General features: G+C 39.6%; 26 protein-coding genes and 1 tRNA gene. 25 read left to right on the top strand and 2 right to left on the bottom strand.

Annotation, left to right across the window (positions count from 1 at the left end):
* The first annotated feature begins 127 nt into the window (after positions 1 to 127).
* The 9 genes from ACWPVZ_RS09675 (at position 128) to folP (ending at position 9,399) form a co-directional block, all read left to right on the top strand.
* The gene (locus ACWPVZ_RS09675) at positions 128 to 865 is read left to right on the top strand and encodes a LytR/AlgR family response regulator transcription factor (RefSeq protein WP_021143758.1); all 738 of its coding nucleotides are present in this window, start codon (positions 128 to 130) and stop codon (positions 863 to 865) included.
* A gap of 311 nt (positions 866 to 1,176) precedes the next feature.
* The gene (locus ACWPVZ_RS09670) at positions 1,177 to 2,355 is read left to right on the top strand and encodes a sensor histidine kinase (RefSeq protein ID WP_037601828.1); all 1,179 of its coding nucleotides are present in this window, start codon (positions 1,177 to 1,179) and stop codon (positions 2,353 to 2,355) included.
* Between the two features lie 111 nt (positions 2,356 to 2,466).
* The gene (locus ACWPVZ_RS09665; protein WP_454381904.1) at positions 2,467 to 3,846 is read left to right on the top strand and encodes a hypothetical protein; all 1,380 of its coding nucleotides are present in this window, start codon (positions 2,467 to 2,469) and stop codon (positions 3,844 to 3,846) included.
* 166 nt (positions 3,847 to 4,012) lie between these two features.
* Positions 4,013 to 4,285: a 30S ribosomal protein S16 gene (gene rpsP, locus ACWPVZ_RS09660; RefSeq protein ID WP_454381903.1), complete on the top strand. Its 273-nt coding sequence runs from the start codon at positions 4,013 to 4,015 to the stop codon at positions 4,283 to 4,285.
* Positions 4,286 to 4,296: 11 nt separating this feature from the next.
* Entirely contained in the window at positions 4,297 to 4,545 is a 249-nt protein-coding gene (locus ACWPVZ_RS09655; protein ID WP_454381902.1) for a KH domain-containing protein, read from the top strand.
* A 162-nt stretch (positions 4,546 to 4,707) separates the two neighbouring features.
* Positions 4,708 to 5,970: a bifunctional folylpolyglutamate synthase/dihydrofolate synthase gene (locus ACWPVZ_RS09650; RefSeq protein ID WP_454381901.1), complete on the top strand. Its 1,263-nt coding sequence runs from the start codon at positions 4,708 to 4,710 to the stop codon at positions 5,968 to 5,970.
* A gap of 66 nt (positions 5,971 to 6,036) precedes the next feature.
* Entirely contained in the window at positions 6,037 to 7,881 is a 1,845-nt protein-coding gene (locus ACWPVZ_RS09645; RefSeq protein WP_002891530.1) for an APC family permease, read from the top strand.
* A 145-nt stretch (positions 7,882 to 8,026) separates the two neighbouring features.
* The gene (gene folE, locus ACWPVZ_RS09640; RefSeq protein ID WP_002884345.1) at positions 8,027 to 8,590 is read left to right on the top strand and encodes a GTP cyclohydrolase I FolE; all 564 of its coding nucleotides are present in this window, start codon (positions 8,027 to 8,029) and stop codon (positions 8,588 to 8,590) included.
* Between the two features lie 8 nt (positions 8,591 to 8,598).
* Positions 8,599 to 9,399 (top strand): dihydropteroate synthase, encoded by an 801-nt coding sequence (gene folP / locus ACWPVZ_RS09635; protein ID WP_347105311.1) that lies wholly within the window; start codon positions 8,599 to 8,601, stop codon positions 9,397 to 9,399.
* A 37-nt stretch (positions 9,400 to 9,436) separates the two neighbouring features.
* On the opposite strand, the gene ACWPVZ_RS09630 is transcribed toward folP, so the two are convergent.
* Positions 9,437 to 10,888, bottom strand: a complete 1,452-nt coding sequence (locus ACWPVZ_RS09630) for an alpha-amylase (RefSeq protein ID WP_454381900.1) — start codon at positions 10,886 to 10,888, stop codon at positions 9,437 to 9,439.
* Between the two features lie 221 nt (positions 10,889 to 11,109).
* Here ACWPVZ_RS09630 and folB point away from each other — a divergent pair, with 221 nt between their 5' ends.
* From folB to ACWPVZ_RS09585, 9 genes are all read left to right on the top strand, one after another.
* Entirely contained in the window at positions 11,110 to 11,469 is a 360-nt protein-coding gene (folB, locus tag ACWPVZ_RS09625) for a dihydroneopterin aldolase (protein WP_002891526.1), read from the top strand.
* The gene (gene folK / locus ACWPVZ_RS09620) at positions 11,466 to 11,957 is read left to right on the top strand and encodes a 2-amino-4-hydroxy-6-hydroxymethyldihydropteridine diphosphokinase (RefSeq protein ID WP_073950283.1); all 492 of its coding nucleotides are present in this window, start codon (positions 11,466 to 11,468) and stop codon (positions 11,955 to 11,957) included. The genes folB and folK overlap by 4 nt, the downstream gene beginning before the upstream one ends.
* Before the next feature lie 188 nt (positions 11,958 to 12,145).
* A complete protein-coding gene (gene murB / locus ACWPVZ_RS09615; protein WP_060972234.1) occupies positions 12,146 to 13,048 on the top strand; it encodes a UDP-N-acetylmuramate dehydrogenase in 903 nt (300 codons plus the stop codon).
* A gap of 46 nt (positions 13,049 to 13,094) precedes the next feature.
* On the top strand, positions 13,095 to 14,249 hold the full coding sequence (locus tag ACWPVZ_RS09610; protein WP_454381899.1) for an ABC transporter ATP-binding protein: 1,155 nt from the start codon (positions 13,095 to 13,097) through the stop codon (positions 14,247 to 14,249).
* Positions 14,233 to 15,027 carry an ABC transporter permease gene (locus tag ACWPVZ_RS09605; RefSeq protein WP_048673786.1) on the top strand — a complete coding sequence of 265 codons (795 nt, stop codon included), beginning with the start codon at positions 14,233 to 14,235 and terminating at the stop codon, positions 15,025 to 15,027. The genes ACWPVZ_RS09610 and ACWPVZ_RS09605 overlap by 17 nt, the downstream gene beginning before the upstream one ends.
* On the top strand, positions 15,024 to 15,803 hold the full coding sequence (locus tag ACWPVZ_RS09600; RefSeq protein ID WP_037598343.1) for an ABC transporter permease: 780 nt from the start codon (positions 15,024 to 15,026) through the stop codon (positions 15,801 to 15,803). The genes ACWPVZ_RS09605 and ACWPVZ_RS09600 overlap by 4 nt, the downstream gene beginning before the upstream one ends.
* Entirely contained in the window at positions 15,796 to 16,863 is a 1,068-nt protein-coding gene (locus ACWPVZ_RS09595; protein WP_060972619.1) for an ABC transporter substrate-binding protein, read from the top strand. Before ACWPVZ_RS09600 ends, ACWPVZ_RS09595 begins: the two co-directional genes overlap by 8 nt.
* Positions 16,864 to 17,108: 245 nt before the next feature.
* Complete coding sequence (gene tnpA / locus ACWPVZ_RS09590; protein WP_414341212.1) at positions 17,109 to 17,573, top strand: IS200/IS605 family transposase; 465 nt, start codon at positions 17,109 to 17,111, stop codon at positions 17,571 to 17,573.
* Between the two features lie 245 nt (positions 17,574 to 17,818).
* The gene (locus ACWPVZ_RS09585) at positions 17,819 to 18,718 is read left to right on the top strand and encodes an SPFH domain-containing protein (RefSeq protein ID WP_002891518.1); all 900 of its coding nucleotides are present in this window, start codon (positions 17,819 to 17,821) and stop codon (positions 18,716 to 18,718) included.
* A 43-nt stretch (positions 18,719 to 18,761) separates the two neighbouring features.
* Here ACWPVZ_RS09585 and gloA read toward each other — a convergent pair whose 3' ends face one another.
* Positions 18,762 to 19,157, bottom strand: coding sequence for a lactoylglutathione lyase (gene gloA / locus ACWPVZ_RS09580; RefSeq protein WP_060972237.1), 396 nt, complete (start codon positions 19,155 to 19,157; stop codon positions 18,762 to 18,764).
* 115 nt (positions 19,158 to 19,272) lie between these two features.
* Between gloA and ACWPVZ_RS09575 the strand changes: the two genes are divergently transcribed.
* The 7 genes from ACWPVZ_RS09575 (at position 19,273) to ACWPVZ_RS09545 (ending at position 24,247) form a co-directional block, all read left to right on the top strand.
* Positions 19,273 to 20,166, top strand: a complete 894-nt coding sequence (locus ACWPVZ_RS09575) for an ROK family protein (RefSeq protein ID WP_060972238.1) — start codon at positions 19,273 to 19,275, stop codon at positions 20,164 to 20,166.
* Positions 20,167 to 20,320: 154 nt separating this feature from the next.
* A complete protein-coding gene (gene serC, locus ACWPVZ_RS09570) occupies positions 20,321 to 21,415 on the top strand; it encodes a 3-phosphoserine/phosphohydroxythreonine transaminase (RefSeq protein ID WP_002891515.1) in 1,095 nt (364 codons plus the stop codon).
* Between the two features lie 12 nt (positions 21,416 to 21,427).
* The gene (locus ACWPVZ_RS09565) at positions 21,428 to 21,985 is read left to right on the top strand and encodes a GNAT family N-acetyltransferase (RefSeq protein WP_454381898.1); all 558 of its coding nucleotides are present in this window, start codon (positions 21,428 to 21,430) and stop codon (positions 21,983 to 21,985) included.
* 18 nt (positions 21,986 to 22,003) lie between these two features.
* Positions 22,004 to 23,182 (top strand): 3-phosphoglycerate dehydrogenase family protein, encoded by a 1,179-nt coding sequence (locus ACWPVZ_RS09560; protein WP_060972623.1) that lies wholly within the window; start codon positions 22,004 to 22,006, stop codon positions 23,180 to 23,182.
* A 54-nt stretch (positions 23,183 to 23,236) separates the two neighbouring features.
* A complete protein-coding gene (locus tag ACWPVZ_RS09555) occupies positions 23,237 to 23,731 on the top strand; it encodes a methylated-DNA--[protein]-cysteine S-methyltransferase (RefSeq protein ID WP_454381897.1) in 495 nt (164 codons plus the stop codon).
* Between the two features lie 34 nt (positions 23,732 to 23,765).
* The gene (locus ACWPVZ_RS09550; protein WP_037598335.1) at positions 23,766 to 24,119 is read left to right on the top strand and encodes an arsenate reductase family protein; all 354 of its coding nucleotides are present in this window, start codon (positions 23,766 to 23,768) and stop codon (positions 24,117 to 24,119) included.
* Between the two features lie 57 nt (positions 24,120 to 24,176).
* Positions 24,177 to 24,247, top strand: a tRNA-Thr gene (locus tag ACWPVZ_RS09545).
* The last annotated feature ends 59 nt before the right edge of the window (positions 24,248 to 24,306 follow it).

The raw sequence follows: 24,306 nt of genomic DNA, 5'->3' as shown, positions 1-24,306 counted from the left end.
TTTTATAAATGAAATTAGGTGAGATAAAAAGACTTTATGCTGTAAAAAAAGGAATATTATCCAATTAATTATGATAAAATATTAGATAGGTATATTAAAGTATATTAGAAAGAAAGAGGGATATAAGATGCTTTCTATTATCGTCCTTGAAGATGATGCCTTGCAGCGTCATCGTGTTGGTCGTTTATTGGACGAAGCAGTTGAGGAGTCGAAGGCCGTTGTTGATGGGATTACTTTTTATGAACAGGGTCAGGAATTGTTAGATGCTGATAGAGGTTCGGGTAAATCCATGGTTTATCTTTTGGATATTGACCTTAAAAATCAAACTAAGCAGGGACTAGATATTGGGCTTGAAATCCGTAAGGAAGACTTGAAAGCACAAATTGCCTTTGTTACAGCTTACTCGGAGTTTATGCCCTTGACCTTCCGTTATAAGATTCAAGCTCTAGACTTTGTCGATAAATCCATGGAAGATGTGGATCTTAAGAGAGCTTTAGTAGAACTTTTAGATTTTGCTTATTCACAGGTTGAGCAAGAAACCAAGGCACAGAGTCTAACTGTTAAAACGGATAAAAATGATGTTAATATTCCTTATGATGACATTTTATACATTGAGACAGCCCCTGTGCCACATAAGTTAATCGCTCATACCAAGTCAAACCTAGTGGAATTCTATGGGAAAATTGCAGAAGTAGCAAAATTGGATGATATTTTCTTCCAAACGCACCGCTCTTTTGTTGTCAATGTGAATAATGTGACAAGTGTGGATCGTACAGCTAATATGGTCTTCTTTGAGGAAAATGAGTCATGCCTCCTATCGCGGACACGTAAAAAGGAACTTTTGGAACGTTTGAAAAATCGTTAGGTCTTAGATTTTCCCCTTCTTCTCTAATCATTATTGAAAGTTTTCTGAAATTCGAGATAATTATTTAATTTTATCTCATCTATTATCAGGAATTGTGATAGAATAGTGTTATGGCTTTTTGCCGTATATTTAGAGATGACTAGAAGGAGGTGGCTAACCATTAAATGATGCTCAATTTGCAAATTGCATTAGAATATCTTTTGCATTTCATTGTCATACAGTGGATTTACGAAAGGACCAGTTTGGTCAAGGTACCACGTATAATCCTTCCTATTGCGTTCCTGGTTGAATGTATAGGGGGAATACTGGGGATGTCATATAATGTCGGTTTGTCCTTTATGACACCCTTCTACCTTCTTTTCTATGCCTATTTCTATGGCAAGGAGAGAACCACCAATATGTTGGCTTTTTATGCCTTCTATCCTCTAGTTCTCTATCTGTTGATTTTTAATGGTTATGCCTACTTCCTGATGCCAGGGTTCGGCATCACATCGGATTTTCTAAACAGAAGTTATCTTTATTTCATTTTCTTTGACCTTTTAATTATTCCAACATTTGTCGCTCTATCCAAGCTCCTTAACATTGATTTTAAATATTTGAGGGTTTTAGAGCGAGATCGTAAATTTGGTCGGATTATGTTTTTCACTAACTTTATCTTGATTAGCTATGTGATTTTGAACTATTCTGTCGTCGTGGCCTCGCGATTTTTTGCCTTGTACTATGCTGGACATGTGATAACCTTAGTGGGGTTTGTAGCTATTTTTTATGCTGTTTACAAGGTTAATAAATATGCAGATGAATTCTTTGAAAATGAGCGTAGAAAAGAAAATCGACGTCACTTGGATGATTTAGAGAAGTATTCTGAGCAGGTCGAAAGTCTTTACGAAACGCTACGCAGTTTCCGTCACGACTATACTAATGTTATGATTTCGCTTAATGAAGCCATCCAGATGAAAGACATTGATCAAATCAAGATGATTTATGATAGTGTCTTGAAAGATTCGGCGTCAGATTTGAAGCAGCAAAAGTTTGATTTGGCAAAATTAACTCGTGTGACCAATATGCCACTTAAGAGTCTTTTATCATCTAAAGTGGCTGAGGCTTTTGATAAAGGTATTCAATGTCATGTGGAGGTTGAAGAGGGGGTCTTCTTCACAGATATGCGTCCACTCGACTTGATTACAATCATATCAATTCTTTGTGATAATGCTATTGAAGCTACTGTATTAGCAGATAAACCAAAATTATCTATTGCTATCTTTAAGATGGAAAATCAATCAGTTATTGTTGTTGAAAATTCGACTAAGGAAGCTTCTATTGATGTAGCTCCTTTGAAACAAAGAGGATTTTCAACGAAAGGAACAGGTCGTGGTTTGGGCTTAGCAAATATCGAGGAGATTCTCTTCAGATACGACAACGTCACGCTTGAAACAGAATCAGCACAACACCGTTTTGTTCAATTATTGTCTATTACACCAAAAGAAGATTAATGGGGACTTAATAAGAATTTTTAGAATTCTTGTTAATCCCTATTTTTATGTTAAAAAGTATGGTAAAATAGGGAAGTTAATCATGTGTTTTTTAATTCAGGGGGATTTATTATGTTGAAAGACGAATGGTTAGAGTACTTTGAGGCTGTTAATGGCCGAAAACCAAGACCAATCGACTTCAAAGAGGCCTTGGAACGAGGAGAGTTTGTTCTCTCTGAAGGTACAAAGGATAACCAAGTAGCTGATCAAGGTGAATCAGCAGCTGATCAACAGTTTGAAGAAGGAACCGCAACCGCCAGAGCACTAGCTCAGTCTCAGAAAGAGCGTGACAACGCGCAAGAAGCTATGGCAAATGCGGCCCAGGAAAAGAGAAGGGCCCTGTCTCAAGAGACTGTTGGTCAAGTAAGAACCATTCAGTCGGGCCGTCAGGCTGAGGATATTCAAAAGGAAGAGGAACAGCGCAAACGCGTCGCAGAGGCTAAGGAACGTTTGGCAAGTTATGCGCCAACCCGTCCAGATGCAGGAAATCATTCTGTTAATACCTCGAGTGAACCTAATCAAGCTATTCCAGTTTTCAGTAACCAAGCACAGCATCTTGGATTATCTGAGGATTTGACAAAACTTGATCATAAGGAAGAAAAGGCAGCTAAGAAGATTGCTCGTCAAGCTGCTCGTGATAAGAAAAAAGCCGAAAAGCTAGCTGCCAAAGCTAAATCTAAGGAAGAACAGACAGTTGCCAAATTAGAAAAGAGATTGGAAAGTCAGGTTCGTCTTCTAGAAACGATTCAAAACGCTAATCAAAAGTCGCAAAAGGCCAAAAATTGGGGCAAAGGAGCCTTGATTTCTAGTCTTGTTGCTGTTGTTTTGATGTTGCTTGTCGGTGGTGTATACGGTTTTTGGCGTAATGCTTCGGGGAACATTGAGGGAACTTGGGAATTAAAATCGTCTAAGGTCTTGGACGAAAATTCTGGTAAGTTAACCAATGCTCTGAAAGAACATGAAGATAAAGATGAAATTTACGTCTCTTTCCTTAAAGTTGATCATTCTAATAATTTACAAACGCATTCTTACTTCTATAAAGAAGGTGAGGAGGATCAGCCTACTTTTACAGCTTCAGATTATTTGAAGGAATATCAAGTTGTTGATCAGTGGAATAAATCTATTACCTATACTAAAGAAGTTTCAGAATTTAAGCGTGAGTTGACTAAAGTTGTCTCGCAACTTTATCCAAATGCAGATAAGAATCTAGTAGATTACTATATTTCGGATAACGTAGATAACTACCGACTCTACCGTAAAGGAAAACGCACCAAGTCTTATACTGTAAATAAAGATACCTTGGTTGTTTCTACATACAACGAGGATGGCAAGTTGACTAGTCGTGATACTTATGAGAAAGTGTCAAAGGCAGCGGCTAAGAGTTTAGAAGCTCAATATGCTGAAGCAAAAGTAGCTTATGAAAAAAATCATAAGACCACAACTAAGAAATAGTCTAAAAGGAAGTTAGAGTCAAACTCTAATTTTTTTTTTTGTAGAAAATTTAAGTCTGTCAAGTTTTTTTCTTGACACATAAAAATTATATGGTATACTAGTTAGGGTCGAGGGGCGATAAGAGCCCTCACCATAATAAAAAAACTAAAGAAAAGAGATATTAAAAATGGCAGTAAAAATCCGTTTGACTCGTATGGGTTCTAAGAAAAAACCTTTCTACCGTATTAACGTTGCAGATTCACGTGCTCCACGTGATGGACGTTTCATCGAAACAGTTGGTACTTACAACCCACTCGTTGAAGAAAACCAAGTAGCACTTAAAGAAGAACGTGTTCTTGAGTGGTTGTCTAAAGGTGCACAACCTTCAGATACAGTTCGTAACATCCTTTCAAAAGAAGGCGTTATGAAGAAATTCCACGAATCAAAATTCTCAAAATAATTTTTTAGCCTATGGATACCATTGAAAATCTTATTATCGCTATCGTTAAACCTTTAATTGCTTCACCAGATCAGTTGACCATCAAAATCATTGACGGTCCTGAGTTTTTGGAGTACCATCTTGATCTTGTCCCAGCCGATATTGGGCGTGTTATCGGGAAAAAAGGACGTACTATTACGGCGATAAGAGCGATTGTCTATTCGGTACCTACTCAAGGTAAAAAAGTTCGTCTTGTTATTGACGAAAAAGAGAAAGCTTAAGAGGTGACCCTAGGGTTGCCTTTTTTGCATATTTTGGTTAAAGACTAGAAGTCTTTGGTATAATAAGAACGTCAACTCATTAAGCTCAAGGAAAAACTAGGAATCTAGTTTAAAGGTCAGTTTAATGACTAAGTTGAAGCATTAGCCAAAAAAGGAGTAATTATGACTTATCAGGAAGCATTGGATTGGATTCATGGACAATTAAAATTTGGCATCAAGCCTGGCTTGGAGCGTATGGCTTGGATGCTTAAAGAATTGGGAAATCCACAAGATAATCTCAAGGCTGTGCATATCGTGGGAACAAATGGCAAAGGGTCTACAGTCAATGCCCTACAAACAATTTTTACCCAGGCAGGCTATGAAGTTGGAACCTTTACCTCGCCCTATATTATTGACTTCAAGGAACGAATCTCTCTTAATGGTCAGATGATTTCAGAAGAGGACTTACTTGACTTGGTTAGTCGTGTGAAGCCTGTGGTTGAACGTCTACCAAAAGAGACAGAGCATGAAAATGCGACAGAGTTTGAAATTATCACAGTTCTGATGTTCCTCTATTTTGGTCAGGTCCATCCTGTTGATATCGCATTCATTGAAGCTGGAATGGGCGGCCTTCATGATTCGACTAATCTATTTAAGCCTTTGGTAGTCCTTTGCCCTTCGATTGGTTTGGACCATCAGGCTATTTTGGGAAATACCCATGCTGAAATTGCAGCAGAAAAAGTTGGTGTTTTGAAGAATGGGGCTCCTTTTATTTATGCGACTGACCGTACTGATGTTAGAGATGTTTTCGAGAAGAAGGCGCGTGAAGAAGGGTCCAAGACCTATGAATTTGGGAGAGATTTCACAGCTGAAGGGTCTAGTCATTCCTTTGATTTTACCTATGGGGAGCAAAGGTTAGATGATATAGCCTTGGCCATGGCTGGTCAACATCAAGTAGCAAATGCTAGTTTAGCTATTATGGCTTCTTTATTGCTTCAAAAAGATTATCCTAAAGTAACTCCTAAACTCATAAAGGATGCACTAGCTCATGCCAATTGGCGAGGTCGAACAGAATTTTTAAGACCTAATCTCATGATTGATGGTGCTCATAATAATGAGAGTGTTAAAGTTTTGATTGACTTGCTGCAATCAGAACATGCAGATAAGGAGATTGAACTTCTCTTTGCGGCTATTGACACCAAGCCTATTGATGGTATGCTAGCTCAACTAAAATCGGTTGGTGACTTGACTGTAACGAGTTTTGACTATCCAAACAGTGTTAAATTAGATAAATACCCAGAAGTTTATAAGCAGGTACCAGATTTCAAAACATGGATTAAAGAACATGTAACGACTGACAATAAGAAACTTTATGTGATTACGGGATCTCTATACTTTATTTCTCAGGTCAGAAAATGGGTTTTAGAGCAGGCAAGTGATGTTTAAGACTTGAAAGATGACATTTAGGGGCGTATAATAACCTTCGTATGTTTTAAAAGCAAGGAGATCGCAATGTTTCAACGTCTGAAAAACATTTTAATCGGTGAACCTTTAACTCATGATGATAGTGGTGATGAACACTTATTGTCCAAGATTCAGGCCTTGGCCATGTTGTCGAGTGATGCACTCTCATCTATCGCCTATGGTCCAGAGCAAGTAGTCTTGGTTCTGACAGCTGTATCTAGTGCGGCTATTTGGTGGTCAATCCCTATTGGGCTTTTGGTTCTCGTCCTTTTGGCCAGCCTTACCATCTCTTATAGACAGGTTATCAAGGCCTATCCTCAAGGTGGTGGTGCCTATATGGTAACGACGGAAAATCTGTCTCCTAAGTTTGGCTTGATAGCTGGTGGCAGTCTTTTGGTCGATTACATGTTGACAGTTGCTGTTTCAGTGGCCTCAGGTGCAGATGCCATTACTTCAGCCCTTCCCTTCCTTCATCCTTTCAATCTTGAGATATCAATGATTTTGGTGCTTGTTTTGATGGTTATGAACCTTAGGGGAATGCGTGAATCGGCAAAATCTTTGATGATACCGGTTTATCTCTTCATTGTTTCGACGCTGTTCTTGTTGGGATTTGGTTTCTTTCAAATTTTAACTGGTCATATGCCTTACGCAGCCACAGCACATTTAGGACAACCCATTACAGGGGTGTCATTGATTCTTATTTTAAGGGCCTTTACTTCAGGTTCTGCCTCATTGACAGGGGTTGAAGCCATCTCTAATGCGGTGCCTTTCTTTCAAAAACCTAAGGCTAAAAATGCAGCATCAACCCTCTTTATCATGTCTAGCATTTTGGGGGCTATGTTTGCGGGAATTACCTTCCTCAACTGGTGGACAGGTATTACACCTCATGCAGGAGTAACTATCTTGTCACAAATGGCTAGAGAAATTCTTGGTCAATCATGGATTGGTAGTATTCTATTTTACATTTTCCAATTCTCTACTGCTATGATTCTTGCAGTGGCAGCTAACACAGGTTTTTCAGCCTTTCCGATGTTGTCCTTTAATATGGCGAAAAATAAATACATGCCTCACATGTATCTTGAAAAAGGTGCACGTATGGGATACTCTAATGGGATCTTGACACTTGCAATTGGTGCCATTACCCTTTTGTTTATTTTCCGAGGAAATACGGAACGGTTGATTCCGCTTTACACCATCGGTGTATTTATTCCATTTGCTCTTTCTCAAACGGGGATGGTTGTCCATTGGATTCGTGAATATGGTAAGGGATTCTGGAAACACTCTTTAGCAAATATCTTAGGTGCCCTCATTTGTTATGCTATCGTTCTCATTCTCTTCCTTTTCCGTTTAGGAGATATCTGGCCATTCTTCCCGATTATTGCAATCTTGATGTGGATGTTCCTTAAGATTAAAAAACACTATAATGGTGTTGCTCAACAGTTGCGTATTGATGGAGCGGTAGAAGAACACCATTATCAAGGAAATATTGTTCTTATCCTTGTTGGGAATGTTACCAAGGCTAATATCGGAGCTATTTCCTATGCACGTTCTATTGGTGACAAGGTTATCGCCATGCATGTATCTACTAAGGATACAGAGAACAAGGACAAGGAAACTGAACAAGAGTTTAAAAAATATTTCCCTGAAATTGAGATGGTTCATATCCAATCACCATATAGCTCAATCACTCAGTCAACCATTCAGTATGTGGACGAGGTCGCCACTCAAGCTGAGAAGGATAATGCGACTCTGACAGTCATGATTCCTCAGTTTGTACCTAAAAAATCATGGCAAACCATGCTTCACAACCAAATGAGTTTACGATTGAAATATTATCTCAAATGGCGTGAGAATATTGTGGTTTCATCTTATTCTTACCACTTGAAAGACTAAAAAATATAAGCGAAGATAACCTCTATATGAAAGGAGGTCTTCGCTTTTTTTGAGATTTAGATAGCTAGGAAATCTTATTTTTTGCAAGAAAAATCCAGCAAAATAAGGTATAATAGATAGTATTATAACGTTGCAAGAGGAAATTATGGCAAATCAAGAAAAAGTAGAACAAGCAGTCTATCAACTATTGGAAGCTCTAGGTGAAAATCCTGAGCGTGAGGGACTTTTGGATACACCAAAACGTGTGGCTAAGATGTATGCTGAAATGTTTTCAGGTCTAAATGAAGATCCTAAGGATCAATTTACAGCTGTCTTTTCAGAAGTTCATGATGAAGTTGTCCTTGTCAAGGATATTCCTTTTTACTCTATGTGTGAGCACCATTTGGTTCCATTTTATGGTAAGGCCCATGTGGCTTATTTGCCAAGTGGAGACAAGGTGACAGGACTTTCCAAATTAGCGCGTGCGGTTGAAGTAGCTGCTCGTCGTCCGCAGTTGCAAGAACGTCTTACAGATCAAGTTGCTACAGCACTTGAAGAAGCTCTGAATCCTCGAGGAGTTTTTGTCATGGTTGAAGCAGAGCACATGTGCATGACTATGCGAGGCATTAAGAAACCAGGAAGTAAGACAATCACAACTGTCGCTAAGGGCCTTTATAAAGAAGACCGTGAAGAACGCAAGGAAATTCTTTCATTGATGCGTGATTTTTAGGAGTTAAGATGTTTATCGGTAAACATGAGATTGCAGGTAAGGCCTGTATTATGGGAATCTTGAATGTCACCCCTGATTCTTTCTCAGATGGTGGCGATTTTGACACAGTAGAGGATGCCTTGGCTCAGGTTGAGCGCATGATTGCCCAGGGGGCTGCTATTATCGATGTCGGTGGCGAATCTACAAGACCAGGGGCAGAATTTGTGACTGAGGAAGAAGAGATTGCTCGTATCGTTCCAGTTATTCAGGCTATCAAGGCAAAATATGATGTGCTCATCAGTATTGATACCTATAAGACAGCCACTGCTAGAGCTGCTCTTGAAGCAGGTGCAGATATTCTAAATGACGTCTGGGCTGGACTTTATGATGGTCAGATGTTAGCTTTAGCAGCTGAAAAGAATGTGCCGATTATCCTTATGCATAATCAAAAAGAAGAAGTATACAATGATGTCACAGAAGATGTCTGTACATTCCTCAGTCAACGTGCTCAGGCTGCCTTGGAAGCAGGTGTGGCCAAGGACAATATCTGGATTGATCCAGGTTTTGGATTTGCTAAAAATGTCCAACACAATATTGACCTGCTAAAAGGCTTGGACAAGGTCGTTGCCTTGGGCTATCCTGTTCTTTTTGGAATTTCTCGTAAGCGAGTTGTGGATTACCTACTAGGTGGGAATACTCAAGCTAAGGATCGCGACCAGGGGACAGCTGCCTTATCTGGCTATGCAGTTACCAAAGGATGTCAGATTGTCCGTGTACATAATGTTGACGTCAATCATGATATCGTTAAGACTATTTCAGGAATTTTATGATACTAAAAAAAGCTCAGTACAAACTGAGCTTTTTTTCTTAGTCTTGAATTGTCCAAACGCTGACAGATTTTTCAGAAACTGGAAAGTCTCCCCATCCGTCTTCATCAATGGTTACAGTATCAGAGCAGTTTCCAAGAATGTCATAGAAGGTTTGTCCAGCCCAATCACTACCAATTTCCATAGACTTGCTGTTAGCAGCATCATTCGAAATCGTTACAGCTAATGGAGCCCCATCTTCGTTGCCAGAGCGTGTCCACCCGATACAGTTTGGATCATCAAAGTAGTCTGTTTGCTCACCGTAAGCTAGGTCTTTACGAGCGTAGAGCAAGGTATCTAGGCTCTCTTGGAAATTTTCTTGGGCAAATTCACCCTCAATACCATAGTAGTCACCATAAAATAGGCAAGGAAGACCGTCTTCACGGAGAAGGATGAGAGCGTAAGCAGCTGGTTTAAACCATTCTTCAACAGTGGATTCTAGAGCTTGTCCGCGTTGAGTGTCGTGGTTGTCTACGAAGGTCACGGCATGTTCAGGATGATTTTTGACCAAGGAATGATCGAAAATTGTTGTTAAATCATAATCAGCTCCCGCTGTGCTAGCGTTGTGTAGATTGTTGTGGAGGGAAACATCGACGAGGTCAAAACGTTTTTCAATCTTTTCAAGATAGGTATTGTTATCCTCCTCGTTACCATTCCAAAATTCACCAAAGACATAGAAATCCTGACCTTGTTTTTCTTTGACATCGCGAATAAAATTACGCATAAAGAAAGAATCAATGTGCTTAACGGCATCCATTCGGAACCCTTGAACGCCTGTAGTTTCAACGAACCAATCTGCCCATTCGTAAATATTTTCAATAACTTCAGGGTGTTTATAGTCTAGGTTGGCATACATAAGGTAGTCGAAGTTACCATTTTCGTTGTCAACCAAGTCGTTGTCTGCCCAACCTTTGTTGTCACCTTGGATAAGATAGATACCACTTTTATTACGTTTGGCATCGAAGTCAGTTCCGTTAAAGTGGTACCAGTGCCATTCAAAACCGTCGTAGGCTTTATTGCGTCCGTCAAAGGTGAAATGTGTCCAGCCTTCGATTTCAAATGGTTCGCTGATCTCTTGGGTACGGTCTTCTGGGTCAACTTCGACCACTTCGAAGGTCTCAAGTTTATCCGCTGCCGCCTTGTGATTAAGCACAACGTCGGCCATAGGTACAATACCAACTTCTTTGAGTTGGTTGATAGCATTGAGATATTCTTCTTTGAGGCCGTATTTGGTGCGGACTGTTCCTTTTTGGTCGAATTCTCCAAGGTCAAAGAGGTCATAGACTCCGTAACCAACATCATCTTTGTTTGTAGCTTTAAAAGCGGGTGGCATCCAAACGTGGCTGATGCCTAGGTCTGCTAAATGTTGGGCATCTTCAGCCAAATTGTTCCAGTGTTGACCGTCACTTGGGAGATACCATTCAAAATATTGCATTGCGGTTTGATTTGTCATAGTTTTTTCCTTATTAGTTGAGATAGTCTTGCTTATAATTCAGGAGTTTCTTTTTAGCTCCTGTGTCTATATTTTACCAAATCAGAAGGATTATGCAATCGATTGCATAAGTGTAAATACACTAACTTCAGACCTGTCTAAAATATCATACTAATTAGAGACCAACTTTTCAACTGTTTTGTGCTAAAATAAAGAAGAGTCTAGTGTCTTAAGGAGAAATTATGGATAAAATTATTTTAAATGGTTGCCGTTTTTATGGTTATCACGGGGCTTTTGCTGAGGAGCAGACCCTAGGGCAAATTTTTGTGGTTGATTTGGAATTGACTGTTGATCTAACTAAGGCCTCACAGAGTGACAATCTAGATGATACGGTTCACTATGGTTTGGTTTTCGAAGCCGTGCAAAAACAAGCGGAAGATAAAAAGTACATTTTGATTGAGCGTTTGGCGGGTGCGATTTGTGAGGATTTATTTGAACAATTTGCACCTATTCAATCTATTAAAGTTCGAATTACCAAGGAAAATCCACCAATTAATGGGCATTATAAGAGTGTTGGTATTGAATTGGAGCGTAGCCGATGACAAGAGTTTATTTGAGTTTGGGATCTAATATGGGTAATCGTCAGGACTATCTCCAAAAAGCTGTGGAGGCCTTGAATGACTTACCTGAGACAGAGGTTAAAGTAGTATCTTCCTATTATGAAACGGCTGCTTGGGGACTGACAGAACAGGCTGATTTTTTGAACCTTGCCTTGCTCTTAGAGACTCAGTTGCCAGCTGAAACCTTACTAAGGTCATGTCAGCAGATTGAAAAAGACCTTGATCGCGTTCGTCATGAGCATTGGGGGCCTCGGACAGTAGATATTGATATTCTTCTATATGGGCAGGAAATCTGGGAGACTGAGCACCTTAAAGTGCCCCATCCTTATATGAGTCAGAGAGCTTTTGTTTTGGTTCCCTTGATAGAAATAGCAGATGATTTGGTTGACCCTAAAACTGGCCAAGCCTACAAAAAATATTTGAGTCAATTAAACACTAGTGATGTCCGTAAATTGGAAGTTATGGACTAGCTTTGCGTGAAATTCCTTGTCGTCAAGATGGGGATTTTTTGCTATAATTAATCTTGGCTTTTTGTCGTATTTTTCTTTTAATTTTTAGGAAAAATACTAACTCATTTTTAGGTAGTGATAGTAATATGGGGAAGTCTATCACGATACCTACAAAGAAATAAATGTATAGAAAAAGTATGGAAAATAACATGTTAGATGAACTTAAAGAAGATTTAGTGGGGATTGATATTCGTTTCGACGAACCCTTAAAACGTTATACATATACCAAGGTTGGTGGTCCAGCGGATTATTTGGCCTTTCCACGTAACCGCTATGAACTCTCTCGTATTGTCAAATTTGCTAATAAGCATGACATTCCTTGGATGGTGCTCGGTAATGCCAGTAATTTGATTGTCCGTGACGGTGGTATCAGAGGTTTTGTGATTATGTTTGACAGACTTAATGGTATTGCAGTTAATGGTTATCAAATTGAAGCTGAAGCGGGGGCTAATTTGATTGCGACAACCAAGGTGGCTCGTTTCCAAAGTTTGACTGGTTTTGAATTTGCAGCGGGGATTCCAGGTAGTGTTGGTGGTGCCGTCTATATGAATGCGGGTGCCTATGGTGGTGAGATTGCCCATATCTTGGTTTCTGCTCAGGTTCTTACAAAAGACGGAGATATTCGTACGATTGATGCAAGAGATATGCGTTTTGGTTATCGTCGTTCGGTGCTCCAAGAAACAGGTGAAGTGGTTATTTCAGCTAAATTTAACCTCAAACCAGGAGACTACGAGCAAATCAAGAATGAGATGAATCGTCTCAATCATTTGCGAGAGCTTAAACAACCTCTTGAATACCCTTCATGTGGTTCGGTCTTTAAACGCCCACCAGGTCACTTTGCAGGTCAGCTGATTATGGAAGCTAACCTCAGGGGACATCGTATCGGGGGTGTTGAGGTGTCAACTAAGCACGCTGGCTTCATGGTTAATGTCGATCAAGGAACAGCAAAAGACTATGAAGACCTTATTTCAGATGTTATCGCTAAGGTTAAGGAAAATTCAGGTGTTACACTAGAGCCTGAAGTACGTATCATTGGCGACGAATTAAACTAATAAAACCCTATCCCTATATTTGCTATCCATGGAGGATTTATGACAATTGACTAATCCGATTATTGCCTTTCGAAATGTCTCAAAAGTGTTTGAAGACAGTGGCACACAAGTTTTAAAAGACATCAACTTTGAACTAGAAGAAGGTAAGTTCTATACCCTTCTTGGGGCTTCTGGTTCTGGTAAATCAACGATTTTGAACATCATTGCAGGTCTATTAGATGCGACCAGTGGTGACGTCCTTTTGGATGGAAAACGTATCAATGATATTCTTATCAATAAAAGAGATGTTCACACCGTTTTCCAATCTTATGCCCTCTTTCCACATATGAATGTCTTTGACAATGTGGCTTTTGCCCTTAAATTGAAAAAGGTGCCTAAAAAGGAAATTGAAGAGCGTGTAGAAGAAGCCTTAAAGATGGTTCAACTAAATGGTTATCAAAAGCGCTCGATTCAAAAATTATCAGGTGGTCAACGTCAACGTGTGGCTATTGCTCGTGCGATTATTAACCAACCCCGTGTAGTCCTTTTGGATGAGCCTTTGTCAGCACTGGATTTGAAACTACGTACTGAAATGCAATACGAGTTGCGCGAATTGCAACAACGTCTAGGGATTACTTTTGTCTTTGTCACTCACGACCAAGAAGAGGCCTTGGCCATGTCGGACTGGATTTTTGTTATGAATGATGGTGAAATTGTTCAATCAGGAACTCCGGTTGATATCTATGACGAACCAATCAATCACTTCGTTGCAACCTTTATTGGAGAATCTAACATCCTACCAGGCGTTATGATTGAGGATTATTTGGTTGAGTTCAATGGGAAACGTTTTGAATCTGTTGATGGAGGAATGCGTCCTAATGAACCTGTCGAAGTGGTGATTCGTCCTGAAGATTTACAGATTACACTTCCTGAGAAAGGCAAATTGCAAGTTCGCGTGGAAACTCAGCTCTTCCGTGGGGTCCACTATGAAATCATTGCCTATGACAATCTTGGTAATGAATGGATGATTCATTCAACCCGTAAGGCGATTGAGGGTGAGATTATCGGTCTTGATTTTACGCCTGAGGATATTCATATCATGCGTCTTAATGAGACAGAAGAAGAATTCGATGCGCGTATTGAAGAATATGTGGAAGTGGAAGAGCATGAAGATGGCTTGATTAATGCCATTGAGGAGGAGCGCTATGAAGAAAACAGCTAGCCTCTTCTCGGTTCCTTACCTCCTTTGGCTCCTACTCTTCGTGGTTGCTCCAGTGCTCATGCTACTCTATCAGTCTTTCTTTGATATCAGTGGCAACTTTACTTTGGACAATTATGGTACCTTCTTTTCCAGCTGGACTTACTTAAGGATGAGTTTTAACTCGGTTCTTTATGCAGCCATCATTACTCTGGTAACCCTTCTCATTTCTTATCCGACGGCATATCTTTTAACCAGACTAAAGCATAAGCAACTTTGGTTGATGTTGGTCATTTTGCCAACCTGGGTCAACCTCCTTCTGAAAGCCTATGCTTTTATGGGGATTTTTGGGCAACAAGGTGGTATCAATGCCTTTCTCGGCTTCTTTGGGATTGCACCCATGCAAATTCTCTTTACGGATTTCTCCTTCATTTTCGTGGCTAGCTACATTGAAATTCCCTTTATGATTCTACCGATTTTCAATGCACTAGATGATTTGGATGAAAATATTGTGAATGCGAGTAAAGATTTGGGAGCCAATGATTGGCAGACCTTTACCAAGGTTATTTTTCCCTTATCGCTTAATGGGGTACGCTCTGGTGTCCAGTCTGTCTTTATTCCTAGTCTCAGCCTCTTTATGCTGACACGCTTGATTGGTGGGAACCGAGTGATTACCCTAGGGACAGCTATTGAACAGCACTTCCTCACGACACAAAACTGGGGAATGGGGGCAACCATTGGTGTTGTTCTTATTGCTGCCATGATTGCGACCATGTGGTTAACAAAGGAGAGACGTCAATGAAAAAATTTGCAAATCTCTATTTAGCTCTTGTCTTTGTTATCCTTTATTTGCCAATCTTCTATTTAATCGCCTATTCTTTCAATAGTGGTGGCGATATGAATAGCTTCACTGGCTTTACTCTGGATAACTACCAGAGCATGTTTTCAGATAGCCGACTTATGTTAATTCTGGCTCAAACCTTCTTTTTAGCTTTCCTTAGTGCTCTTCTGGCGACGATTATTGGTACCTTTGGGTCTATCTTTATCTATGAGAGCAAACAGAAGCAACAGACTGGGATTTTATCTCTAAATAACGTACTCATGGTTGCACCGGACGTCATGATTGGTGCGAGTTTCTTGATTCTTTTCACCTTGATTGGTTTCCAACTCGGTTTTGTATCGGTTTTGTTGAGTCACATTGCCTTCTCAATCCCAATTGTGGTTCTCATGGTTTTACCACGTCTCAAGGAAATGAATCGAGACATGGTGAATGCAGCTTATGACCTGGGTGCGACCCAATGGCAGATGTTACGTGAGGTTATGTTGCCATACTTGACACCTGGTATTATCGCTGGTTATTTCATGGCCTTTACCTATTCTTTGGATGACTTCGCAGTAACCTTCTTTGTTACGGGGAATGGTTTTTCAACACTTGCTGTGGAAATATACTCACGTGCCCGTAAAGGGATTTCCTTGGAAATCAATGCCCTATCAACGGTTGTCTTCTTGTTCTCTATTCTTCTAGTCATTGGATATTATATGATTACCAAGGAGAGAAAGGAGGAGCACGATGCGTAAACTCTATCAATTTCTGGCAGGGATTTTAGCAATTATTTTCTGCCTTTGGGGAATTTCTGCCTACATGCAAAGTCGTACAGGAAATGTGTCGGACAAGCTTGTTATTTATAACTGGGGTGATTATATTGATCCTGATCTTTTGACCAAGTTCACTAAAGAAACAGGAATCAAGGTCCAGTATGAAACTTTTGATTCCAACGAAGCTATGTATACTAAGATTAAGCAAGGTGGTACGACATACGACATTGCTGTGCCGTCAGACTATACCATTGATAAAATGGTCAAGGAAGACCTTTTGGTGAAGTTGGATAAATCTAAAATCCATGGCTTTGATCAGATTGGCTCAAGTTTTAAGGGGCTTAGTTTCGATCCTAATAATGACTATTCTATCCCTTATTTTTGGGGGACAGTCGGAATCGTCTATAATACGAAATTGGTGAAAAAAGCACCTCAGCACTGGAATGATCTTTGGTCACCCGAATACAGAAACCAGATTATGCTGGTTGATGGCGCGCGTGAAGTCCTTGGCTTCTCACTCAATAGCCTGGGATATAGCTTGAATACCAAGAACATGACTGAATTACGTTTGGCTGAAACTAAACTTAATAGTCTGACACCAAATATCAAAGCTATTGTTGGTGATGAGATGAAGGGCTACATGGTTCAAGGTGATGCGGCTATTGGAGTAACCTTCTCAGGGGAAGCCAGTGAGATGCTTGATAAAAATGAGGACCTACGTTATGTTGTCCCATCAGAAGGCTCAAATCTTTGGTTTGACAATCTAGTGATTCCTAAAACTGTGAAGCATGAGAAGGAAGCCTATGCCTTTATTAACTTCATGCTTAAACCGGAAAATGCAGCGCAAAATGCTGAATATATTGGTTATGCCACACCTAACGAGGCAGCCAAAGCCTTACTTCCAAAGAGTATTACGGATGATAAGGCCTTTTACCCATCAGAATCAACCATTAAAAACCTTGAAGTCTATAATAACCTAGGTCAAAAGTGGCTAGGAATCTATAACGATATTTACCTTCAAGTTAAGATGTATCGTAAATAAAAAGTTACCTTTTGACCTTTAGCTTCTAAAATCGGTCAAAAAAATACGAGAGGCTGAAACGCTAGTGTTTCAGCCTCTTTTCTGATTTATGTGACTTTAAGTCCGTTTCGCTCCGAAGGTGCGGAACAAATAAACCACCCGCTATGCGGGTGCGCATTGAAGGTTATACCGTCATAACAAAAAAACTCCAAACGAGTTACAATATAGGTGTTCAAGCCAATTGTAAAGCGGAAGGAGTTAAGACTATGGCGCAAAAAGCTCACAGTTTGTCACATACAAAATGGATGTGTAAGTACCACATTGTATTTACACCTAAGTATAGACGAAAAATAATCTATAATCAATATAGGAGTAGTCTGGGAGAGATTTTTCATAGACTATGCCAATATAAAGGCGTTGAAGTCATAGAAGGCCACTTAATGCCAGATCATGTTCATATGCTAGTAAGTATTCCACCACGAATGAGTGTAGCTAGTTTTATGGGATATTTAAAAGGTAAAAGTGCATTGATGATGTTTGATAAACACGCTAATTTAAAATATAAATTTGGTAACAGACATTTTTGGGCAGAAGGTTATTATGTAAGTACGGTAGGACTTAATGAATCCACAATTAAGAAATATATTCAGGAACAAGAGAAGCATGATATCGCTTTGGATAAATTAAGCGTTAAAGAATATGAAAATCCCTTTAGGGATAATGGTAAGTAATGCGAATGCCTCTTTGAGAGGCTTGTGACGAGTCAAAAGCAATAAGGCTTGAACAAAGTGAAAGCCAGCGTCTTTAGGCGCTGGCTGGTATTATGGGCTTATAGCCCTTGCTCAAACCACCCGTTAGACGGGTGGTTATGATTGTCCAAGTGCTTGAAAAAGATATACTATTTTTCTTGAAAAATTGTATTGCTGTGCTATAATAAAGCAAAGAAATTTTTAATGTTTATTTTGGAGGACTTAACATGCAAGCAGCATTTCTCTTTTTACTGATTTCATTCTTGATTATCTTGGGAATTCTCATCAGTATGCTTTATGTCGTACGTCAACAGTCAGTAGCTATCGTTGAACGTTTTGGACGCTATCAAAAAATCGCAACGAGTGGTATCCATATGCGTTTGCCATTTGGTATCGATAAAATTGCAGCTCGTATTCAACTACGTTTGCTTCAAAGTGAGATTGTGGTCGAAACCAAGACCAAGGACAATGTCTTTGTCATGATGAATGTAGCCACTCAATATCGTGTAAATGAGCAAAATGTTACAGATGCTTATTACAAACTCATGCGTCCAGAGGCTCAAATCAAATCATACATTGAGGACGCCCTTCGTTCATCAGTTCCTAAATTGACGCTTGATGAGCTTTTTGAGAAAAAGGATGAGATTGCCCTTGAGGTTCAACACCAAGTAGCAGAAGAAATGACAACTTATGGTTATATCATTGTTAAGACCTTGATTACCAAAGTTGAGCCAGATGCTGAAGTTAAGCAGTCTATGAACGAAATCAATGCTGCCCAACGTAAGCGTGTGGCAGCCCAAGAATTGGCAGAAGCTGATAAGATTAAGATTGTCACAGCAGCCGAAGCCGAAGCTGAAAAAGATCGTCTTCATGGTGTTGGTATTGCCCAACAACGTAAGGCTATCGTTGATGGTTTGGCTGAGTCTATTGCAGAACTTAAAGAGGCTAATGTGGGTATGTCTGAAGAGCAGATTATGTCTATTCTCTTGACTAACCAATATCTAGATACCCTTAATACTTTTGCGGCTAAAGGTAATCAAACCTTATTCTTGCCAAATAATCCAAACGGTGTGGATGATATTCGTACCCAAATTTTGTCAGCCTTGAAAGCAGATAATAAAAATTAAGCACAAAAAAAAAGTCAGATCTATACGATCTGACTTTTTTGATTTATTTTTCTAGGAATTGAGCCAAACGAATAACTTCAATCTTATAGCCATCTGGATCAGTGATAAAGTAATACATTTTTGGTTCACCAGGAAGACCTGAGAGGTCTGTAACAGTGTATCCAGCCTCTTTGTGAGCTTGGTGTGTAGCTTCTAAATCATCGACACCAACAGCGATATGACCGTATCCATCTCCTAAATCATAGGCTTCGTGGTCATAATTGTAGGTTAATTCCAACTCGTAATCAGGATCATCTTCGAGTTGCAAGTAGACAAGGGTGAACTTATATTCTGGAAAATCATTTCGACGAGCTTCTTTGAAACCAAGAGCTTCTTTATAAAATTTAAGTGAGGCTTCTAGGTCCTTGACACGGACACAAGTGTGTAGAAATTTAGTCATGTGAGATACTCCTTTTATCTAATTCTGTAAGTTTATGATAGCATTTTGAAACCGTTTTTTCTACTATTAGCTCTTTTATGCTATAATGACGAAAAACAATCTGTGGAGGATGATAATGACGATTTTAGCGATTGATTTTGGAGGAACACAGGTAAAGTCAGCACTTGTTTCGGAGGAGTTTGCCATTGAAAAAAGTCTGCCGACGCAGTCATCTCCACAAACCTTGGACCAAGCTATTGATGTTATTGATCATATAGTCACTTCAGTTGAAGCCAAGCTATCAGGTATTGCTATTAGTGTTCCTGGGACGGTTGATACTGAGGAAGGTGTCATTTATCATGGTGGCTTATTGAGATTTTTCCATGGTTTTCGTATTAAAGAGGTCCTTGAAGCCAAGTACCATTTGCCTGTAATGGCTCTTAATGATGGTAAAGCGGCAGCCTTGGCAGAGCTAGCCACAGGTCATTTGCAAGGAGTGACCAATGGTGCAGCCCTTGTTTTGGGTTCAGGTCTTGGTGGTGGACTTATAATTAATGGTAAACTTTTTCAAGGAAGTCACTTTCAAGCGGGCGAGTTGACCTTTATTTTACCAGTTCAAATGGAAAAAGTTGAGCCTTCATTGATGCGAGGCATGACTCTGTCAGCTGTAGGTTTAATTACCAAAATTAATGAAGTGTTAGGTAACTCTGACTTAAAGAATGGTTTAGCCGCATTTGAGGCAATTAATGTAGGAGATAAAATAGTCTATCCACTTTTTGAAAGCTATTGCCGTAACTTAGCCATTACCATTTTGAATCTTCAAACCATTTTTGATATGGAAACCTTTGTTATTGGAGGTGGTATTTCAGCCCAGCCTATTCTTATCGAGGAGGTCAATCGCCAGTTTGATAAGGTTCACCATGAGATTGACTTTATTGGTAAAATTATTAAACGTCCGAAGATTGTGGCCTGTCATCATCATAATGGAGCTAATCTGATTGGAGCAGCTTATTTTCTTAAGCAGAAATAAACGGATACTAAAATCAAATGCTGATAAAAATATACATAAAATACCTAACTTTTTAAAGATGAGCGGTTAATTCCGTTCGTTTTTTACTGTTAGGACTTTACAATATTCAGAAAATTCGCTATAATGGGACCATTAAAATTTTGGAGGTGTCTTTATGACAATTTATAATTTCTCAGCAGGACCTGCTACATTACCAAAACCAGTGCTTGAAAAAGCGCAGGCTGAATTGCTTAACTATCAAGATTCCGGTATGTCCGTGCTAGAAATGTCCCACCGTTCTCCAGAATTTGACAAGATCGTTAAAGATGCGGAAGCGACACTTCGTGAGCTCATGGCCATTCCTGATAACTATAAGGTTATTTTCTTGCAAGGTGGTGCTTCAACACAATTTACAATGGTCCCACTTAACCTCGCTCAAGGTAAGAAAGCTTACTACCTTGTAGGAGGTTCATGGGGTAAAAAAGCTTATACAGAAGCTGTTAAACTTTCAAAAACCATTCCTTTCGAACCAATTCTTTTGGCCTCTTCAGAAGAAACTGTTTACGATCACATCCCAAGTTTTGACCCAGCAACAATTGATCCAGAAGCTGCCTATGTTCACTTGACAACGAACAATACCATTGAAGGTACAGCTATCTACGATTTGCCTGATACTAACGGTGTGCCAATTGTAGCTGATATGTCTTCAAATATTTTGGCTGCTCGCTACAATGTTGAGGACTTTGCCCTTATCTACGCTGGAGCTCAAAAAAATATCGGACCAGCTGGTGTAACAGTAGTTATCGTTCGTGAGGACTTCCTAAATGACCAGCCACAATTGTCTGCCATGTTGGATTATCGTATTCAAGCTGAAGCAGGATCACTTTACAATACACCACCATGTTTCAACATCTATATTTCAAAACTCGTCTTTGACTGGGTTAAAAATGAAATTGGTGGCGTAGACAAGATGGCTGAAATTCAACGTGAAAAATCAGGTCTTCTCTACGATTACATTGAGTCATCTGATTTCTACACAAACCCTGTCAAAGATGCCAAGGATCGATCTGTCTGCAACATTCCATTCGTCACACCAAGTAAAGAGTTGGATGCTAAGTTTGTAGCAGAAGCAGATGCTCTTGGTTTCAAGAATATCAAAGGACACCGTTCAGTAGGTGGTATGCGTGCTAGTGTTTATAATGCTTTCCCACGTCAAGGTGTGCTTGATTTGATTGACTTCATGAAGAAATTTGAAGCCGAAAATAAATAATTAGGTAAAGAGATGGAAATTAGACAAGCCTTTCCAAATGAAATTGGGGCTATTATGACTGTCATTGAGAGTGCTAGAACTGCTTTAGTAGAAGCTGGTAGCACCCAATGGCAAGGAGCTGATGGTTACCCTACTGAAGAAACAATCTTCGACGATGTCCTTAAGGGACAGGCCTATGTAGGACTCATTGATGGTCAAATTGTTTCTTATGCTGCGGTGGTTACTGACGGAGACCCTGCTTACGACAAAATCTATGATGGAGACTGGAAACATCACAATAAGCGCTACATTACTTTCCATAGGGTTGCTGTTTTGACTGAGGTTACGGGTCAAAGGGTCGCTCAAACCTTTATTCAAGGTCTTATTGAGGGAACTGATGCTCATGATTTTCGTTGCGACACGCATGAAAAGAATCTTATCATGCAGCATATTTTGGAGAAACTTGGCTATGTCTATTGTGGTAAGGTCCCTATTGATGGTGAACGTCTTGCTTATCAGAAAATCAAAACCAAGCGTGAGAAAGCCTTTTATCAAGAAGTTGATGAAGCAGTTCACCACGGGATACATTGATTTAAGAGGAATAAAATTATGGTATTTAGTGTAAAAACATATAACAATATTAACCAGATTGGTTTGAAGGAACTTGGAAATCATTTCCAAATTGATGGTGATTTAGCGGAAAATCCAGATGCCTACATCATTCGTAGTCAAAATCTCCATAATACCGTCTTCCCTGACAACTTGAAAGCTATTGCGCGTGCTGGTGCAGGAACTAACAATATTCCAGTTGACGAAGCAACTGAAAAAGGAATTGTTGTCTTCAATACTCCAGGTGCCAATGCTAACGCTGTTAAAGAAGCTGTTCTGGCCTCTATCTTACTCTCAGCACGTGACTATATTGCGGCCAATGCTTGGGTTAACACACTTAGTGGTGACGATGTTCCTAAACAAATTGAAGCAGGGAAGAAACAGTTTGCTGGTAGCGAGATTGCTGGTAAGACCCTTGGTGTTATCGGGCTTGGTGCTATTGGTGCACGTATTGCCAATGATGCTTACCGTTTGGGTATGAAGGTCTATGGTTACGATCCATACGTTTCTATTGAAGCAGCTTGGAATATTTCTCACCATGTAAGACGTGTTTCTGATCTCAAAGAGATTTTTGAAAACTGTGATTATATCACTGTTCACGTTCCATTGACACCTGACACAAAAGGAACTTTCAATGCGGATGCCTTTAACCTTATGCAAAAAGGGACAACTATCATTAACTTTGCCCGTGCAGAGTTGGTAGATAACGATGCCCTCTTTGATGCTTTGGAAACAGGTGTGGTTAAACGTTATATCACCGACTTTGGTACAGAAGAGCTACTTAATAAACCTCATGTGACTGTCTTCCCACACGTTGGAGGATCAACAGGTGAAGCAGAACTTAACTGTGCGATTATGGCCGGTCAAACCATTCGTCGTTTCATGGAAACAGGTGAGATTGTTAACTCTGTTAACTTCCCACGTGTGCAACAGGCCTTGAGTGCCCCATACCGTATCACCTTGATTAATAAAAACGTGCCTAATATTGTGGCTCGTATCTCTACAGCGGTTTCTGATTTTAATATCAATATTGATAATATCATCAACCGTTCTAAGGGAGACTATGCCTATACACTTCTTGACCTTGATGAAACAGACAAGTCTAAGATTGATGAATTGGTTGCTAAGTTTGAGGCTAGCGACAATATCGTTCGTGTGCGTTTGATTAAAGGTAAATAATAAGAGTTAATTGACAGGAACAAGAGATTCCTGTCTTTTTGTTATAATAAATATATGTTTTATCGTCAGTATTATTTATCTCCTATTGGACGCTTGTGTTTGGTGGCAAGTGACCAAGCGCTTTATGGCATTTGGTTGGAGGGACAAAAGCATTTTCAGGCAGGTATTAAGGAAGAGGAATTAGTAGACACCTCAAATCCTATCTTGAAAATGACGAGGAATTGGTTAGAGGCTTATTTTAAAGGTAATAATCCAAGTCCAGATACCCTCCCTCTAGCAGATAGAGGGACCTCCTTCCAGTTAAAGGTTTGGTCAGCTTTACAGGACATTCCTGCAGGGCAGAGTAGAACCTATAGTCAGATTGGAAAAGTGATTTCATGTCAATCGGCACAGGCCGTAGGAACTGCTGTTGGTAAGAATCCATGGTTGGTTCTCGTCCCTTGTCATCGGGTTCTTCCTAGTAGTGGTCATATAGGAAAATATGCAGCAGGAGAAGAAGCCAAGCGTTTTTTACTTCACTTAGAAGGCATTAGGTTTGACAAGTCTTAGACAGATATTTTATGCTAGAAAAAAGGAGAAAAACATGTACACTTTTTATGAATATCCCAAATGTAGCACTTGTCGTAAGGCAAAGGCGGAACTCAATCAATTAGGTTTAGATGTTAAATCTATTAATATTAAGGAAAACCCACCTTCGGCTCAGTTTTTAAAAGAGCTTTTGGCAGGGTCAGATTTAGAGCTTAAGAAATTCTTTAATACGAGTGGACAATCCTACCGATCTCTAGGATTAAAGGATAAGCTACCAACGCTATCTCTTGATGAAGCTGTTGAACTCTTAGCTTCAGATGGTATGTTGATTAAACGTCCTATCTTGATTAAAGATGGTAAGGTTTTACAGGTTGGTTACCGTACGCCTTACCAAGACTTAAATTTATAAAAAATAAGCAAAAAATCTTGCCACAGTAAATAGAAGTATGGTAAGATTAAAACAGTTGCCGCTATAGTTAAATGGTATAATAGAGTAATGGTAATGCTCCGTTCCGAGTTCAATTCTCGGTGGTGGCATCTGTGATAGAGTCCAGCCTTTGGGTTGGATTTTTTTATGTTCAAAGGGGCTGATTTAT

It is taken from the genome of Streptococcus sp. Marseille-Q6379 (genome assembly GCF_965119505.1).
This window is presented reverse-complemented; position numbering and strand designations above follow the sequence as displayed.